Source organism: Zestosphaera sp. (assembly GCA_038843015.1).
Taxonomy (GTDB): Archaea; Thermoproteota; Thermoprotei_A; order Sulfolobales; family NBVN01; genus Zestomicrobium.
Window position 1 is genome coordinate 23,906 of sequence record JAWBSH010000008.1, and the last position, 15,194, is coordinate 39,099.

A 15,194-nucleotide genomic window follows, 5' to 3' on the forward strand; every position below is an offset into this window, starting at 1 on the left:
TAATTAATATTTGGGTAACATAGTAAATCAGGTACTGGTGATAGTCGTGCTCCCAACTAATCCGAGAGAATTAAAGAGGAGAATGAAGCAATTAGGTATTGATGTGGAGGAATTAAAAGATGTTAAGACAATAACTATCGAATTCCCCGACAAAGAATTAATCATTAGAGAACCTCAAATCGTTGTGATGAAGATTCAGGGTCAGAAAATATATTACGTGAGTGGGGGAACTGAGGAAGTTGCTAGTAAGGAGGTAGTGGTGGAGTCAGCGCCCTCAATAAGTGAAGATGACATAAAGTTCGTTATGGAGCAGACGGGGGCTTCTAGGGAGGAAGCACTGAACGCTTTGAAGAAAGCTGGTGGTGACATACCTCAAGCTATACTCATGCTGACTGAGAAGTAACTCGTCACAAGAGTTAAGTAGCTAAAGAGCTCTCCCCACCAGGAGACCATTTCCTGAGTGACTTTATTAAATCCTCTGGAGTAGACTTAAGAGATACTACGAGAGGCAATCCTTCTTTATCTGCTAGCCTGATTGCTAGAGGGTCTATCTTCTTAGTGCCGTGTAAAACGATCACGGCGGGCTTTACAGGACTAACCCTAACAGATATCATGGGAGACCTTCCAGTACTGACCTTAGTGAATACCAGGGCTCTCCTAGTCGTAGCACCCATTATTTGCCAGAACTCGTTACCACTAAGCTTCTCTATGGCTTCTAAGCTATCAAGTACTGTGTAACCGTAAATAGCGACATCCCTGTGCATGTTTGAGTTTACTATGAAACCCTCTACGACAGTAACTAGCTCGTCGAGCTTCATAGGTATACTGAAATCTTTGAGATCTAGTATGGCACCTATGCTCAGGTTTAGGGAGCTAGCTATCTGCTTAATTACGGGGTAGCCTCTAGACTTATCAAGATTTATCAAAGCTTTAACAAATCTCTTCACAAACTTAACACCCGGCGATCTCCTCCCTTTTTCGTAATCACTTATTACGGATGCGCTAATACCCATGAGTACTCCTACGTCAGTCTGCGTCAATTTAAAAACTTCTCTCCACTTCCTTAAGGAAGCGCCGCAATTCTCGCTCATCACTATATCTCCAGCGATCTTCTGCGCTATCAGCTCCAGCACGAAGTCGTACTCCACGACACTCACTAAATACAGTATTGAATTATGAGGCTAAATACTTTATTTTTAACATGAATCGTACGTCATCACGTGAGCGGGTACCTAATATTCGGTTCAACACAAATTCCGGTCCTCTTAAAGAGTTCTGAAGACCTCAACTCAACTTCTCTCAAGACCTCGTCTTCATCTAGTGTTAATACGTTCCTGTTCTTCATGATAATCTTCCCATCAACTATGACATCTTGAACGTGTGAACCGTTAGCCGCGAACACCACATGTGATATAGGGTCATTCATAGGCATGAGTTTAGGGTCCCAGTACTTGATTGTTATTAAGTCTGCTCGCTTACCAACTTCGATAGAACCCACCTTGTCTGAGAGTCCTAAAGCTTCAGCACCTCTTATAGTAGCCATCTCGAGCACATCCTCAGCTCTCAAAGCCTCAGGATCCATCTTGTACGCGTTTTGGAGTATGATAGCAACGTGCATCTCTTCTATCAAGTCATAGTTGTCGTTGCTGGGCCCGCCATCTGTACCTAGCGTCACGTTAACGCCTGCTCGAAGCATGTCTGAGACTCTAGCGATTCCGGAGCCTAACTTCCCGTTGCTAGAGGGGTTGTGACTCACGTTGGTTCTGGTCTTAGCTAGAGTATTTATCTCGTCGTCAGTGACCCAGACAACGTGTACGAGAACTACGTTAGGCCCTACGAGACCTAACCACTTAGCGAAGTCTACGGGCTTCATATTGAAGGTCTTCGTAGTGTACTCGACGTCTTCTCTCACCTCAGCTAAGTGCATAGTAATTCCAGTCTTCAATTCCTTAGCTCTCTCAACTATTTCTCTATATAGTTCTACACTCACAGCCCCGGGCGTTCTAGGACCAAACCACACGTACACTCTTCCTTCTCTCCCGTGATACTTACTATATAGTCTCAGAGTGTCTTTCATGCTGGTCTCCCCGTCCTCAACTAGACCTTCGTGCAGAGCCCCCTTCTCGAGAGCGTAGCCACTCATATCCATTACGTGTCTCGAGACAGCCGCTCTAAGCCCAGACTTAAGTATAGTCTCTATTATCTTGTCGGGACCGTACCTGCCGACAAGTCCTGTCTCGAGGAAGGACGTAGTCCCCGACTTTATCAACTCAAGGATAGTTAGAGTTGCTGAAGCAAGTGCTTCTTCCTGAGTCATGCTGCCTTGAAGAGGCCAAACACACTCCTTAAGCCACGAGATCAACTTCCTGTAATTAGCGCAAGCCTTAAGCATCCCCTGAACTAAATGCACGTGCGTGTTAATTAAACCCGGCAGCACTATATGTTTCTCAGCATTCACTTCTTCAGCAGCTCTCCCTCTAAAATCCTTATCGAGTTCCGAGCACTTACCTACAGCTACTATCTCCCCGTCCTCAACAGCTACGCAGCCGTCCCTCAAGACTTCTCTCTTTTTATTCATAGTTATTACAAACTTGCCCCTAACATATATATCTACCAAATAATCACCTATGTTAAAGCCAGCATGTTTATTAATATTTATTAATTAATTGAGCTAAATTAAAGATTAAGAGTGTTAATTATGTTGTCAGGTAAGCTGCTAGGGAGAGAGTATACCTTAAAAGAATTAAGAGGTATAGTTCTGGCAGCTAGAGGTGAGCTGAAGTCAGACATAATTATTAAGAATGCTAACTTAGTCGATGTTATATTGGGTGACATAAGAGAGAAGGTCAACGTAGCTGTGTGGCGTAACTACGTAGTCAGAGTAGGTTACTTTGATGCTGACAAGTATAGAGGGCCCAACACTTTAGTGATTGACGCTTCTTCTAGTGAGGTAGTTACGCCCGGCTTTATAGACCCGCACGTACATATCGAGTCCTCACTACTCAGAGTAACCGAGTTCGGTAAACTAGCACTCATGAACGGGACTACTACAGTCGCTGCAGACCCTCACGAAATAGCTAACGTGCTCGGCGTTGAGGGTGTTAAAGCATTTATTGAAGAATCTAAGCACACACCACTTAGGTTATTCTTTTACGTGCCGTCCTGTGTCCCACCCATCAAGTCAGGACTCACCAAGGGTTCTGAAATAACGCTTAACGACGTGCGAGAACTACTCAATTATAAGGAAGTTATCGGCTTAGGAGAAGTAATGGATTTCCTCTCAGTAATTAACGGGGACGAAGAAATACTTGAGAAAATATCTTCCACGCTAATTTCACGCAAGATAGTTGACGGCCACGCGCCTCAGCTACCTGAAGACATGCTAGTGCCGTACGTAGCTGTCGGGGTTAGAGGAGATCATGAGTCAGTCTTCATGGACGAGGCATTGAGTAAGTTGAGGAGTGGTATGAGGATACTGATAAGAGAGGGGAGTGCTTGGAGAGACTTAGAAGAACTTTCTAAGATGCTTACCTACATGAAGATAAACACTAGATACTTAAGCTTCTCAAGTGACGACCTAGAAGTGGTAGACTTGGTTGAGTCAGGACACATGAACAGAATTCTGAGGAAAGCAGTTTCACTAGGTATAGACCCCATAACAGCTGTCCAGATGGCTACTATAAACGCTTCAGAGTATCTAGGTATTAGTGAGTTAGGCTCTATCACGCCCGGGAAATTAGCAGACATCGTAATACTAAGGAACTTCAGGTTATTCCAGGTACAGGCGGTAATAGTTAACGGAGAATTAGTAGTCAGTGACGGCCGATACTTAGGTACTACGAGAAGTTACGAATACCCTAAACACTTCTACGAGACCGTGAAGACTGGCAAGACATTCGCGCCGGAGGACTTCAAAATTAAGGTTCCTAAGAAGCAGGGACGCGTCAAATACTTAACCATAAAAGCTATTTTAGGTAAGGCAATAACGAAGGCTGAAGCTGATGAGTTCCCGATAGTGGATGGCTACCTGACGTTGCCGCCTGGAACAGACCACTCATACGTCGCCGTAATAGACAGACACCACTCTACAGGCAAGTTAGGGTTAGGGGTAGTTAAGGGGTTAGGGATTCTTAGGGGGGCTGTAGCTCAAACAATAGCTCACGACGTTCATAACATAATAGTTATTGGCAAATCACCTGAAGAGATGAGTTTAGCAGTTAAAGAACTGACGAGAGTTGGCGGAGGCATAGTCTCAGTACTCAATGACAGAGTGTTAGGCGTGGTTGAGCTACCCATCGCTGGACTCATATCAGATAAGCCTTTCGAGGAAGTCTACATGAGCGTCAAAAACTTCATGAAAGCTTGTGAATACTTAGGAATAAACTTCCACGCAGCATTCATGACTATATCCCTGTTATCACTGCCAGTGATACCTGAAGTTAGAATAACTGAGCAAGGCATCTTCAACGTGATGAGCGGGACGATAATAGACCCAGTCTTGGAAGTCGTGGGTGAGTGACTTGATGCTGATTAAGAATGTCAAGCTAGTCGCTGGAAATAATGATTTAGTAGAAGCTTCTTTAGTAGTTGATGAAGGTAAGGTCGTGGAGGTTAAGAAGCTACCTAAGTCGAGAAGCTATGACAACGTACTAGATGGTGGGGGGCTCATCGCACTGCCTGGAGGGATAGACATACACGCGCACGTTTATGACCCCCAATATCTACATCACGAAGACTTCAGAAGCGGTAGTGAGGCTGCCTTATACGGCGGCGTAACCACTATTTTTGATATGCCTTTGAGGATGTACGTGGAAGACGAGAAGACGTTTAAGGTCAAGTATGAGGCTGGTCTGAAAGACTCTCTAGTAAATTTTGGCGTGATAGCAGGGATGATGAACGAGGATAACATCACTTCAGTAGAGACGCTTCAGTCTCTAGGCGTTAACTTATTTAAAGTCTTTACATGCAAGCCTTTCAGACCCAGGAGTGATGGAGGCTTCACTAAAGTCGTTAGGTCTGTGGTTGGCAGGAGAGGAGTTCTCATAGTTCACGCGGAAGACGATACTATAGCGGAATACTTAACTAACGAGTTCAGAGAGTCTGGAGTAAATGACCCGGTATTTTACCATGAGTCGCGTCCAGCACTAGCTGAGGTTATGGCCATAAGGAGAGTAGCTGACGTAGCTGAGTTTTTAGGGCTTAAGCGAGGTATACACATAGCACACTTATCTTCTGCTGAAGGCTTGAACGAAGTAATCAAATCACGTCATAAGGGAGTCTACCTAACAGTAGAGACAACGCCTCACCACCTCTACTTCACTAAAGAAGACGTCTCAAGACTAGGCAATTATCTTAAGTTAGCTCCTACTCTCAAGCGGCGTGATGACGTGAGAGCTCTGTGGAGAGGCCTCGCCTCAGGCTCTATTGACGCGGTTGCTTCAGATAATGCGCCCTCAACCAGGTCTGAAAAAGAAGTTGATGTGTGGGATGCTTGGGGAGGCATACCGAATCTTGAAGTCATGTTGCCCCTCCTCTTTACTTTAGGGATCAAGAAGTTAGGGGTCTTGACTCTAGAGAAGTACGTGGAGGTCACGTCAAAAAATCCTGCCAGGATAGCCGGCATCTACCCTCGTAAAGGGTCTCTGCAAGTAGGTTCCGACGCAGACATAACGTTGATTGACCCCAATTTCTGCTTTGGCGTGAGGGCCGACAAGCTCCATCACAAAGTTGATTGGACGCCCTTTGAGGGTCTTGAGTTGTGTGGTTGGCCACGACACGTCATAATCAACGGTCAGTTAGTCATGAGGGAAAGAGAAATAGTCTCTCAGGAATTTAGGGGCTCCTACGTGTTTTTGAGTCCTTGGGTTGAGGGCGGTGCTTGAAGAAGCTACATAAGTGTCTTAAAGGACATTCACGGCACAGCGGTTTCTTGGCTCTACAATATTTTTTCGATATCGATACTAGTGTTGCATGGAATAACTTGTAACTACTGAGGTTCTTCGGGATGTTTTCTTCGAGGATTTGCTGAGTCTCTGCGTAGTTGCTGGGTAACTTAATACCTATTCTGACTAGTACTCTCTTAGCCAGCCTCGACACAGGCAGTACTAGCTTGTTTCCAGCAAACAAGAGTATAACGTCCGCAGTCTCGTGACCTATTCCTCTAATCTTCAGCAGGTCTTTCCTCACATCAATTAAGTCTCTGTTTATGAAGGCCTCCCAACCCCCGCGTTCAACAACTAGTTGCGAGAACTCCTTTAATGTCTCTGCTTTACTTTCGTAGAATCCTATCCCTTTAATCAATTCTTTGATTTCTTCTTTCGGGGCTTTAGCTAAAGCAAGTGGATTAAGTAATCTGTTTTCTCTTAACTTATTAACAGCTTTACTAACGCTTTCCCACCTACTCAACTGTACTAATATCGCTGAAACACTTATTTCGAAAGGATCTTTGAAGCCGCCCCACCACTCGTAAGAGTGTGGGTCTGACACGAACCACCCGAACTCTCTAAGGTTTTCCCGACCCCACACACTAAGGGCTGCAAGCATCTCACCAATCAAGTTAGTAGTGTTGGGGGTTCTGATAAACTCACTTGGGCTGCATCCTAACATCGGCACTCCTCACTAACAGACAGTTTGAGTACCGCGAATTCATGTCTCTTTAAGTCTATTATCAGGAGCTTATTAGTTAGTAATTCCCCTACACCAGTAATTAGCTTTATAGCTTCAACAGCTTCAATAGACCCTACAACACCTGGTGTAGGTCCTATTACTTGAGGAGGTTTCCTGAGTGAGTTACTTAATTTTTCCTCGTTTAAGTTTAAGATACATCTAAGGCACTTCGTAATTCCGGGAACTACTGTAGTGACTTGACCGTAGAATTCTGAAACACCCCCATGTATTAAGGGCTTCTTCAGTTCCCACGATACTTTATCGACTACTATTCTAGACTCCCAATTATCTAGGCAGTCGACTATTAGGTCCGCGTCACGTGCTTCCTCCCTAAATCTATCAGACCTGACGTCCTCTACATACCCTACCACCTCTACCTCACTATTGATCTTCTTGAGTTTCTTGACTGCCGCAACTACTTTATGAGAACCTAGGTCTTCTTCTGAGTAGACTATTTGCCTGTTGAGATTATTGAGTTCCAGGACCCCACTATCAAATAAGACTACACGCCCAACGCCTGCTGCGACTAAGTACATAGACACTACAGACCCAAGACCTCCAACACCAGCTATCACTACCCTAGCTTTCCTTAGCTTCTCCTGACCCTCAAGACCTAGAAGTTCTAGCTGTCTTAAGTACCTCTCTAAATCACTCAATTCAAATCACCTACTCAAGATAGGGAGATCTTTAAAAATAAAATTCATAAAGTTCTGAGAGACGACGCACGGAAACACGAGTTTAATCACCAACTACCTGAATAATTACTCTCCTCGTTCTAGGACCGTCTAGCTCCACTAACATCACCTCTTGCCACGTACCCCTCACCAAGACACCCCTCATTACTGGCAAAAATCTACTAGACCCTATCATGCTCGAAGCTATGTGAGCGTGTGCATTATCGTCAATTTCATCATGTTCCCACCCGCCGCCGGGCTTGAAGACTTCCATGATCCACTTAATATAATCACTAACTATTCTCGGTTCATACTCATTTATGATTAAAGCTGCCGTAGCGTGAGGGACGAAGATTAAGCAAAAACCTTCACTGACTCCACTCCTGCGAACTACATCCTCGACGCGACTCGTTATGTTGATGACCTGAAATCTCTTCTCTGACTTAATACTCAGTTCCTCGGAATATATCTTCAATCCAAACACCTACTTGAATCCAACAGTTTATTTCTGGTGATCTTATTAAAATCTACTCATCAAGGACTCCTCTAAAAAGACTGAACCTCAATACACCTCTCTATAATCTCAACGTATTTTAGACCGTGATCTGGAATCACTAATACTACATCTCCTTCATCTACTAAACCATCATTTAAGGCTTTTCGCGTTGCCTGAATGACAGCACCGCCACTTAATCCAATTAATATTCCGTCTCTCCTAGCTACGTCGATTAATCCTTCTAACGCTTCCTCGAGACTCACGTCGTATATCTTGTCTATCTTGATTAAGTGAATCCACTTCATCCCAGACTCTACTCTCCTAATACCTGGTATTACGCTACCCACCGCCGGCACTACCCCGACCACCTTCACTTGATCGCCATACCTGTTCTTCACGTAGTGTGAGATAGCTGATAAGTGACCTGACGTGCCGAGCCCGCCAACAACTGCTGCTAGCCTTAACCCACCACTACGTGCTTGTAAGTCTATCTCCTTAGCCGTATACCTTAGATGAACCTCAAAATTATAGTCATTCTCAAACTGATTTAGGTTGAGAGCACCGTCTCTAAGCGCGTCTCTCTTTACGTCCTCAATCATCTCAGTAGTTATAGTTGCTTTCCCCCTCACTACCTCAGCTCCCATCAGCCTTAGTATGTAGTCAATACATTGCTGTGCAGTGGAAGGCAGGTAAAGTCTAGATTTGATGCCATGTATGTTGGCTAGAGCCGCTAGAGCTAAGCCTGTGTTAGTAGATGTAGCCTCATATAGTACCTCAACCCCACCCAACTTCTCAAGAGCTTTTTTAAGCATATACCAAGCTATTCTGTCTTTAACGCTACAACTATATGGGTTATACCACTCGAGCTTACACCACACGTTAACGGTTTTGCTAGAAAGAGTCTTAAGTCTGACCATGGGTGTAGGCCAGTTACGGTATAGTAACTCTAGAGTGCTTGAGAAGACTCTCGCGGGTTCGGGCTTAATATCTTCATAGAAACCTAACTCTTCAAGTGTTACTAACTTGGTTAGGGTTTCTGAGCCCTCCTCAATTACTACCGGAGCGTAGACACATCCAAGCCTTTTAAGAACATCACATAAATCATTACCTCTAATCACCTTATTAGAGTGGTCCACGACAATCGCTTCCTTAACACCACCTAACCTCAGAATCTCTCCAGATAACTTCAGAAACGAGTTAAAGTCTGTCTCACTACATTCTAGCTTGCTTAAGTCAACTAACTTGAGCATCTCAGCTCCCGGAGAAAAGGTTTCCTAGGAGTATATAAGGGTTCGCAATTGTTTTAGTGTGTTAGGTTCATAAAGGTTTTTGTAGGATTTTTCATGATGAGAGATACTTCAAGCTACCTAAAGATGGAACTAGATGTGAGTCTCGTGCTGTCAGGCTTGAAGGGTGTCCATGACCCCCGCGTAGAGTAGCTAGTAGCCACAGTGAATCGCGGGCAAGAGGCACAACCCGCCCTAGAAAAAACCTAGGACGGGAAACGGTAGGAGGACGTTGCTACAATAGCTGAGGCTGGCTCATAAACTAGATACTTAACGAGTCTTTAAGTTTACAGAAAAAATAATTTCAAAATAATTCGTTTTTTCTGTGCTCTTAACCTGGTAGTAAACCTTCTTCTTCTAGCCTGTAAGCCAACCACTTAAGGTCTAGTTCTTCTAGTTTAGCCTTGGCGGGGCGACCGTCTATCCACCCTCTCACACTGTAGTACTCGTCGAGCATTTCATTAAGTCTCGTTACGTGTCCCTTACTCGGTCCTTCAGGCATGGGTTCTTCTAAGAGTCTCTTAGGTAGTGTGTCGTATGTTCTGCCATCACCAAACGATAATATGTTGAAGACTCTCTCGGCATTGTATATTCTCTCACCTATCTTCTCAATATCCTTACTTGTGAATTCAGCTCCTGTCACGGCTGTCAGTAACTTGGCGTAGTCATCAGCCCATATAGCGAACGAGCTGAATTTACAGAGGACGAGTGAGTCTATTACGGCGAAGACGTCTTGGAAGTGCTTCACTAGAGTTGCCTTACCCTTAGTAGAGAATCTATCAACTAATTCTGGAACTCCTAGAATCTCAGGAGATATTAGGTAGGCTCTTAAGTGGCAACCACCTCTATTGCTGGTTGCGTAAGCTAGTCCGTGACCCTGAACACCTCTCGGGTCGTAAGCAGGTAGTTCCTGCCCTCTAACAACCATAGCTAATTCTGGCGCCCCATATTTAGTAGCTAGTCTTAAAGCTCCTTCAGCTAAGTCGTCGCCTATGCCTGACCTATATGCAGTGCGCCAAACTAGCTCTACTATAGCTTCTGGAGTTCCCCACTTAGAGTTGAGGCCCCTCAGCTTTTCTGGCGCTATCTTACCCTTCTCAACTAACTCCATGAAAGTGCCTATCGTGTGTCCCGTAGATATTGTGTCAAGACCTAACTCGTTGCATAAGTAGTTAGCCTTACTTATTGCTTCTATGTCATCGGTGCCTGTCTGAGCACCGAAAGCCCATACAGTCTCGTATTCGGGGCCGCCCCCCTCACCACTGAAGGGCGACTTAGTAACTCTCGTGTACCTAGCACAGCCTATCGGGCAACCCCAACATATCTCCTCCTTATACTTCTCCCAATCCATGTATTTCTCAGCTAGTACCTCTCCACTAGTCTTGCTTGCTGTGGGGAAATACCCTGTCTGGAAGTTCCTCGTAGGGTAGACGCCCGCATTATTGATTATATTTACTAGGACTGCAGTCCCGTACTTAGGTAATGCCTCCGAAGTGACTGGACTCTTCTTGTGTTTGTCCATGGCCTCAATAACTGCTTCTCTGAAGAGCTCTGGCTTAGCTACTTTAGGCTTCTCGTGACCTAAAGCTGCTATAGCTTTTATCTTCTTAGACCCCCATACAGCACCGTGCCCTCCCCTCCCAGCAGCTCTAGACTTGTCATTCAGTAACGCAGCTATCTTAACCAAGTTTTCTCCGGCCGGACCTATAGCTAAAACCTTAATGTTCTTAGCCTCGTCACCGACCTCAGCCTTGAGCTCTTCTTTAATAAGGTCTGTCGTAGCGTGCACGTCCTTACCCCATAAGTGCCTCGCACACCTAATATCTACCTTCCCGTCATGCACCCACAGGTAGACAGGGTCTTCCGCCGCGTCCTCCAAGATTATGCCGTCAAATCCTGCGAACTTTAGTTCGGGACCGAACTTACCGCCACTCTGAGCGTCATGTATCGTGTTCGTTAACGGAGACTTAGTAACTGAACACCACCTGCCAGACGTGGGAACTCCTGAAACTCCAGTTAGGGGTCCCGTCATAACGTACGCTTTATTAGCGGGAGATAAGGGGTCTACCCTAGGATCGATCTCCTTGAGAGCTAAGTAAACGCCGAGCCCTCTACCACCTATCCACTTCTTAAGTACTTCGTCAGGAGGGAACTCATACCTAATACAACCTGACCTAAGATTGACTCTAGCTAGTCTGCCCATATAACCTCCTAGCATCAAGAACACCTGCATGAGATATACTGTTAAAAACTTAATAAATTTTTCACGGTCAGAAACTCCCGAAGAGAATATTAGTTGCTGGTTCTAAGAGTTAGTTCAAAACTTAGAATACAACAATTAATATTAACATTAAATTATAGAAGTCGGGAGTTGAACTCTGTATGGGGATATACACCCAGAAAGTTGGTGAGTGGATTCTTGAATACGTTGATAGTAGTCCGAAGGAAGTGATGGTTGAAGTAACTACTTCCTGTAATTACGACTGCATCCACTGCTTCAGAAAAAACATGCTGAACCAAGACCTTAATAAACTCATGAGTATCGACGTTTTTAAGGTCGTACTTAGGGAAGCCGAGGATGCGGGAGCAAATAAGATCTCTTTTTCTGGCTGGGGGGAACCACTCACCCACCCAGAAATACTGAGTTTTATTTCTGAGGCGAAGAAGAGGGGGTTTAAAGTGTTGCTTAACACGAACGGGTACCTGCTACCAGACTACGTTGATGAGTTATTCAGAGTAGGTGTTGACGAGCTGTACTTAAGCGTTGACGGAGTGAGTGAAGAAGTTTATAGTTTGATGAGGAGAGGTGGGGTTCTTTCAAGAGTCTCTGAAGGCCTTATGAGGCTGAAAGAGCTCAAACTATCAAGTAATTCTTCTAAACCCGAGGTCTACATCCAATTCACGTTAACTAAGCTCAATGTTAAAGACTTACTTGAGTTACCTGAGTACGTGAAGAGAGTTAGCGCACACCAAGCAGTAGTCTCAAACGTAATCCCATTAAGCAGAGAATTCGAGAAAAAACTCTCGTGTTATAGTGACACAGAGTGCATGACCATAATTAACGAGCTCAGAGACAAGCTAGCAAAGCGGATCTTCGCTACTGGAGGGAAGATCTCACTACCTAACTTCAGCCATACCTCAGAAAGGAGTTGCCCGTTCATATCGAGGAACGCCTGCTACATAAGATTCGACGGTTCTGTAGCCCCGTGCATACAGTACTCACACTCTTGGGTCTCTAACTTCGCTTCAGTAACTAGAGTGATTAAGGAAGTAGTCTTCGGCAACGTAACTAGAGAACACCTACGAGATATATGGAGAAAACCAGACTACGTTAAGTTCAGGATGAACACGTACTTCTTCAGAATGCCTTCATGCTTTGAGTGCAACCTACGAGAATACTGCTACATAACCCTAAGCAACGAATCCGACTGCTGGGGCAACACGCCGACATGTGCTTCGTGCCCGTACGCGCACGACGTCGTTAGATGCCCTCTATAACCCACACACCTAAGAACAAGCACTTAAAACTCGCGAGACTACTACACAACATCCATACTTACCACTACGAAAATCAGAAACAAATAAATTAGGGAAAATCCCTAAACATCACTTCAGGCCTAATTATTAGAATTCAGTCAAGCTAAGGTCTTCAATAATAACCAGTTTAGATTCTTAGTCCTCGAGCAGCGCTCTTTAATACGGGGTCAGCTATGACGTACTCACTATTTATTTTTTCAACGAATCCGTAGTTGACTAGCTCTCTCAGGTAGTGTGTTAGTTGTTTGTCGCTAATTGTCTTTTTGAGTTTGGCTGAGAGTCCTGCCTTAACTTCAGACCACGTGAGTGGAGTAGTTAGTAGTTTTAGTATGGTTAAGTATCTTGTTCTGGCTTGAGGTCTTATTGAGAGGAAATTCTCTAGTTCTTCCTGAACTAGCTTAGAACCCTCCTCGAGAGTCTTAGTGATTGCTTCTTCATGACCTACTCTTAAGGCTTGATAACCGTAGTACGTGAGCCACCCTATCACGCCGTCAAACACGCTCACGGCATCTTCTAGGAACACTTCATTAATTGTTACCCCAGCCTGTCTAAAGCCTTCCCTCAAAAACTCTATCGCCTCCTCCCTAGAAAGTCTCTTCATAACTATTGTCGTATACGGTCTCCCAGATAGAGGGGCTTTAACCTTCTTAACACCTAATAATCTGTCAAGCAAGCCTACTTCAGAGCCCGCTAGAACTAGCTTTACGTAGCTTAAGTAATCATACACGTGCGCGAGAAGCGAGTCGAAACGCGGGAAGATAAGAAAGTCTTGAGCTTCATCAAAAGCCAAGACTATGGGCTCCCCACACTCTTCCCCCCACTTATTCAACGCTTCAAGAACTTCTGTGAAGGTCCAGCTACCCCTAAAACTAAACTCGAGAGTAAGGCCTGAAATTGAGACTCCCTTAACTGACTTCAGGTACTTACTAACTGATTTTCTAGTCTCTAGAAGTTTAGATAACGAGCTTGCTAACATATCGTAAAAAGTGTCAACACTGAAATACTCGAATTTCCTAGCGTCAAGTATCACGTGAGGTAAGCCAGACATACTTAACCCAACCCTAATAAGAGATGACTTACCGGTTCTCCTGACACCTTTAATAACGATCATCCGAGTTGATTGATTATTTAGTTCTTTAATCAGAGTATTTAATTCTTCGTTAAAATTAAAGAAGTCTTCTCTGCGTTCTTTAACTCCTGGGTCAAAATACAACTTACACCCCCAGTTATTAACTTACACCCCGAGTTATTAAAGCTTCTCACTACAACCGTGTCTGTGAGTTTCTTAGAGAAATTTTTCCAAGTAATGCTAGACCTTCTTTAAGAGACTACTCACCACATTCGTGACTCAACAAGAAACTTTTTAATATTTCTGGTTATAAATGAATTTATTGAGGTTTGAGAGAGTGGTTATAGTTAATGAGTTTAGTATGGCTTTCTCTTTAGACGTTAGGGATGTTCTCCCGGTTTTGTCGGATCTTCAGCTCCACCTGAGTTTATGGCCTATTGTAGAGTCTCTGGTTGAGGTGTTGAGCGATAATGAAGTCGTAGCTAATCTGAAAATAGGTGATTCTCTAAGCAAAACTCACTTCAGAATAAGTGTCAGCAAAGAAGATGAAGTTAATATCGTGAAAATCGAAGGTCATGATGACTTAAGCCTAGAACTCAGGTTAAGTATTGTGGGTAGGGTGATGCTTGGTAGCCCCTTAACCCTAGTTAAGGGCAGAATCTCTGTGAAGTCAGCTAACGAGAAAAAACTGAAGCCGTATATCAAGGAATTTGTTGATGCCTACCAAAACAGGCTAATTGAAGTGCTACCAGCAGTAATTGAGGCCTGGAAGAAGAGACTAGCTGAGAAAGTAGAGGAGAAAGTAGAAGTAGCAACTCAATTGCCAGAGAAAACAGTGATTGAAGAACGAGTTACTCGAGAAGAACCACCTAAGCTCAAGTTAGAAGGCTTGAATATTACAGAGAATCCTGTAGCTCTCGAAGACGAAGTCTTACTAAGCAATATAATCCTCAAGTCTCAAATCCTAAAGACCGTCAGAGAAGAACTCAGCGGTCCTGAACTCCTGAGAAGACTGAGTGAAATATACTTAGAGACTAAACTGAGAACCCTCTACGTACTCGCAGTAGACTCGGAAAACAATAAAGTCAGGATATTAATTAGAGACGGTGTAATCACGGGCCTCAGGATCGAGCTGAGAGAAGGCGTAGTTGTGAATGGGGTAGAAGCACTCAAGAAACTTAAGGAGATGGATAAGAGAGTATTAAAGATCACTACTTACTCAATGCCTGAAGAATCAATGCTCTAAGTTCTCTTAAAGCAGTAGACCTCCTCAGACCTGCCTCTTATAATCGTTCCGGATTTCACATCTGTTCACGCTAGCTGATGTAGATGAAGATGCTTGTAAGTGTTTCTAGTGCTTTTATGTATGGGAGTCTAGGAGTGCCCTCTCGAACGCACTCAAGAGCAACCAAACCCGAAATCAACGCAGGAGAACAGAAGTGAGACAATGACATCAATGACAAACC

The 15,194-nt window shown here is 44.2% G+C and carries 13 protein-coding genes; 5 read left to right on the forward strand and 8 right to left on the reverse strand.

Going from position 1 to position 15,194, the window contains the following annotated elements:
• Positions 1-10: 10 nt before the first annotated feature.
• Complete coding sequence (locus QXL29_06330; protein MEM2284209.1) at positions 11-403, forward strand: nascent polypeptide-associated complex protein; 393 nt, start codon at positions 11-13, stop codon at positions 401-403.
• A 13-nt stretch (positions 404-416) separates the two neighbouring features.
• Here the strand turns inward: QXL29_06330 and QXL29_06335 are convergent, their stop codons facing one another.
• Positions 417-1,157: a helix-turn-helix domain-containing protein gene (locus QXL29_06335; protein ID MEM2284210.1), complete on the reverse strand. Its 741-nt coding sequence runs from the start codon at positions 1,155-1,157 to the stop codon at positions 417-419.
• 59 nt (positions 1,158-1,216) lie between these two features.
• Positions 1,217-2,617 carry an amidohydrolase gene (locus QXL29_06340; GenBank protein ID MEM2284211.1) on the reverse strand — a complete coding sequence of 467 codons (1,401 nt, stop codon included), beginning with the start codon at positions 2,615-2,617 and terminating at the stop codon, positions 1,217-1,219.
• A gap of 81 nt (positions 2,618-2,698) precedes the next feature.
• On the opposite strand from QXL29_06340, the gene ade reads away from it, so the two are divergent.
• Positions 2,699-4,519, forward strand: coding sequence for an adenine deaminase (gene ade / locus QXL29_06345; protein ID MEM2284212.1), 1,821 nt, complete (start codon positions 2,699-2,701; stop codon positions 4,517-4,519).
• Positions 4,520-4,523: 4 nt separating this feature from the next.
• Entirely contained in the window at positions 4,524-5,882 is a 1,359-nt protein-coding gene (locus QXL29_06350) for a dihydroorotase family protein (protein MEM2284213.1), read from the forward strand.
• On the opposite strand, the gene QXL29_06355 is transcribed toward QXL29_06350, so the two are convergent.
• The 5 genes from QXL29_06355 to QXL29_06375 all read right to left on the reverse strand — a co-directional run bounded on the left by QXL29_06355 (position 5,833) and on the right by QXL29_06375 (position 11,355).
• A complete protein-coding gene (locus tag QXL29_06355; protein MEM2284214.1) occupies positions 5,833-6,606 on the reverse strand; it encodes a hypothetical protein in 774 nt (257 codons plus the stop codon). The two genes, QXL29_06350 and QXL29_06355, sit on opposite strands and share 50 nt — an antisense overlap.
• Entirely contained in the window at positions 6,600-7,322 is a 723-nt protein-coding gene (locus tag QXL29_06360; protein MEM2284215.1) for a HesA/MoeB/ThiF family protein, read from the reverse strand. The genes QXL29_06355 and QXL29_06360 overlap by 7 nt, the downstream gene beginning before the upstream one ends.
• A gap of 82 nt (positions 7,323-7,404) precedes the next feature.
• Positions 7,405-7,815, reverse strand: coding sequence for a secondary thiamine-phosphate synthase enzyme YjbQ (locus QXL29_06365; GenBank protein ID MEM2284216.1), 411 nt, complete (start codon positions 7,813-7,815; stop codon positions 7,405-7,407).
• 71 nt (positions 7,816-7,886) lie between these two features.
• Positions 7,887-9,086, reverse strand: a complete 1,200-nt coding sequence (locus tag QXL29_06370) for a pyridoxal-phosphate dependent enzyme (protein MEM2284217.1) — start codon at positions 9,084-9,086, stop codon at positions 7,887-7,889.
• A gap of 367 nt (positions 9,087-9,453) precedes the next feature.
• The gene (locus tag QXL29_06375; protein ID MEM2284218.1) at positions 9,454-11,355 is read right to left on the reverse strand and encodes an aldehyde ferredoxin oxidoreductase family protein; all 1,902 of its coding nucleotides are present in this window, start codon (positions 11,353-11,355) and stop codon (positions 9,454-9,456) included.
• A 149-nt stretch (positions 11,356-11,504) separates the two neighbouring features.
• Here QXL29_06375 and QXL29_06380 point away from each other — a divergent pair, with 149 nt between their 5' ends.
• On the forward strand, positions 11,505-12,620 hold the full coding sequence (locus QXL29_06380) for a tungsten cofactor oxidoreductase radical SAM maturase (GenBank protein ID MEM2284219.1): 1,116 nt from the start codon (positions 11,505-11,507) through the stop codon (positions 12,618-12,620).
• Positions 12,621-12,786: 166 nt separating this feature from the next.
• Here QXL29_06380 and QXL29_06385 read toward each other — a convergent pair whose 3' ends face one another.
• Positions 12,787-13,872, reverse strand: coding sequence for an ATP-binding protein (locus QXL29_06385; protein MEM2284220.1), 1,086 nt, complete (start codon positions 13,870-13,872; stop codon positions 12,787-12,789).
• Between the two features lie 178 nt (positions 13,873-14,050).
• On the opposite strand from QXL29_06385, the gene QXL29_06390 reads away from it, so the two are divergent.
• On the forward strand, positions 14,051-14,974 hold the full coding sequence (locus QXL29_06390; protein MEM2284221.1) for a hypothetical protein: 924 nt from the start codon (positions 14,051-14,053) through the stop codon (positions 14,972-14,974).
• Positions 14,975-15,194: the final 220 nt, after the last annotated feature.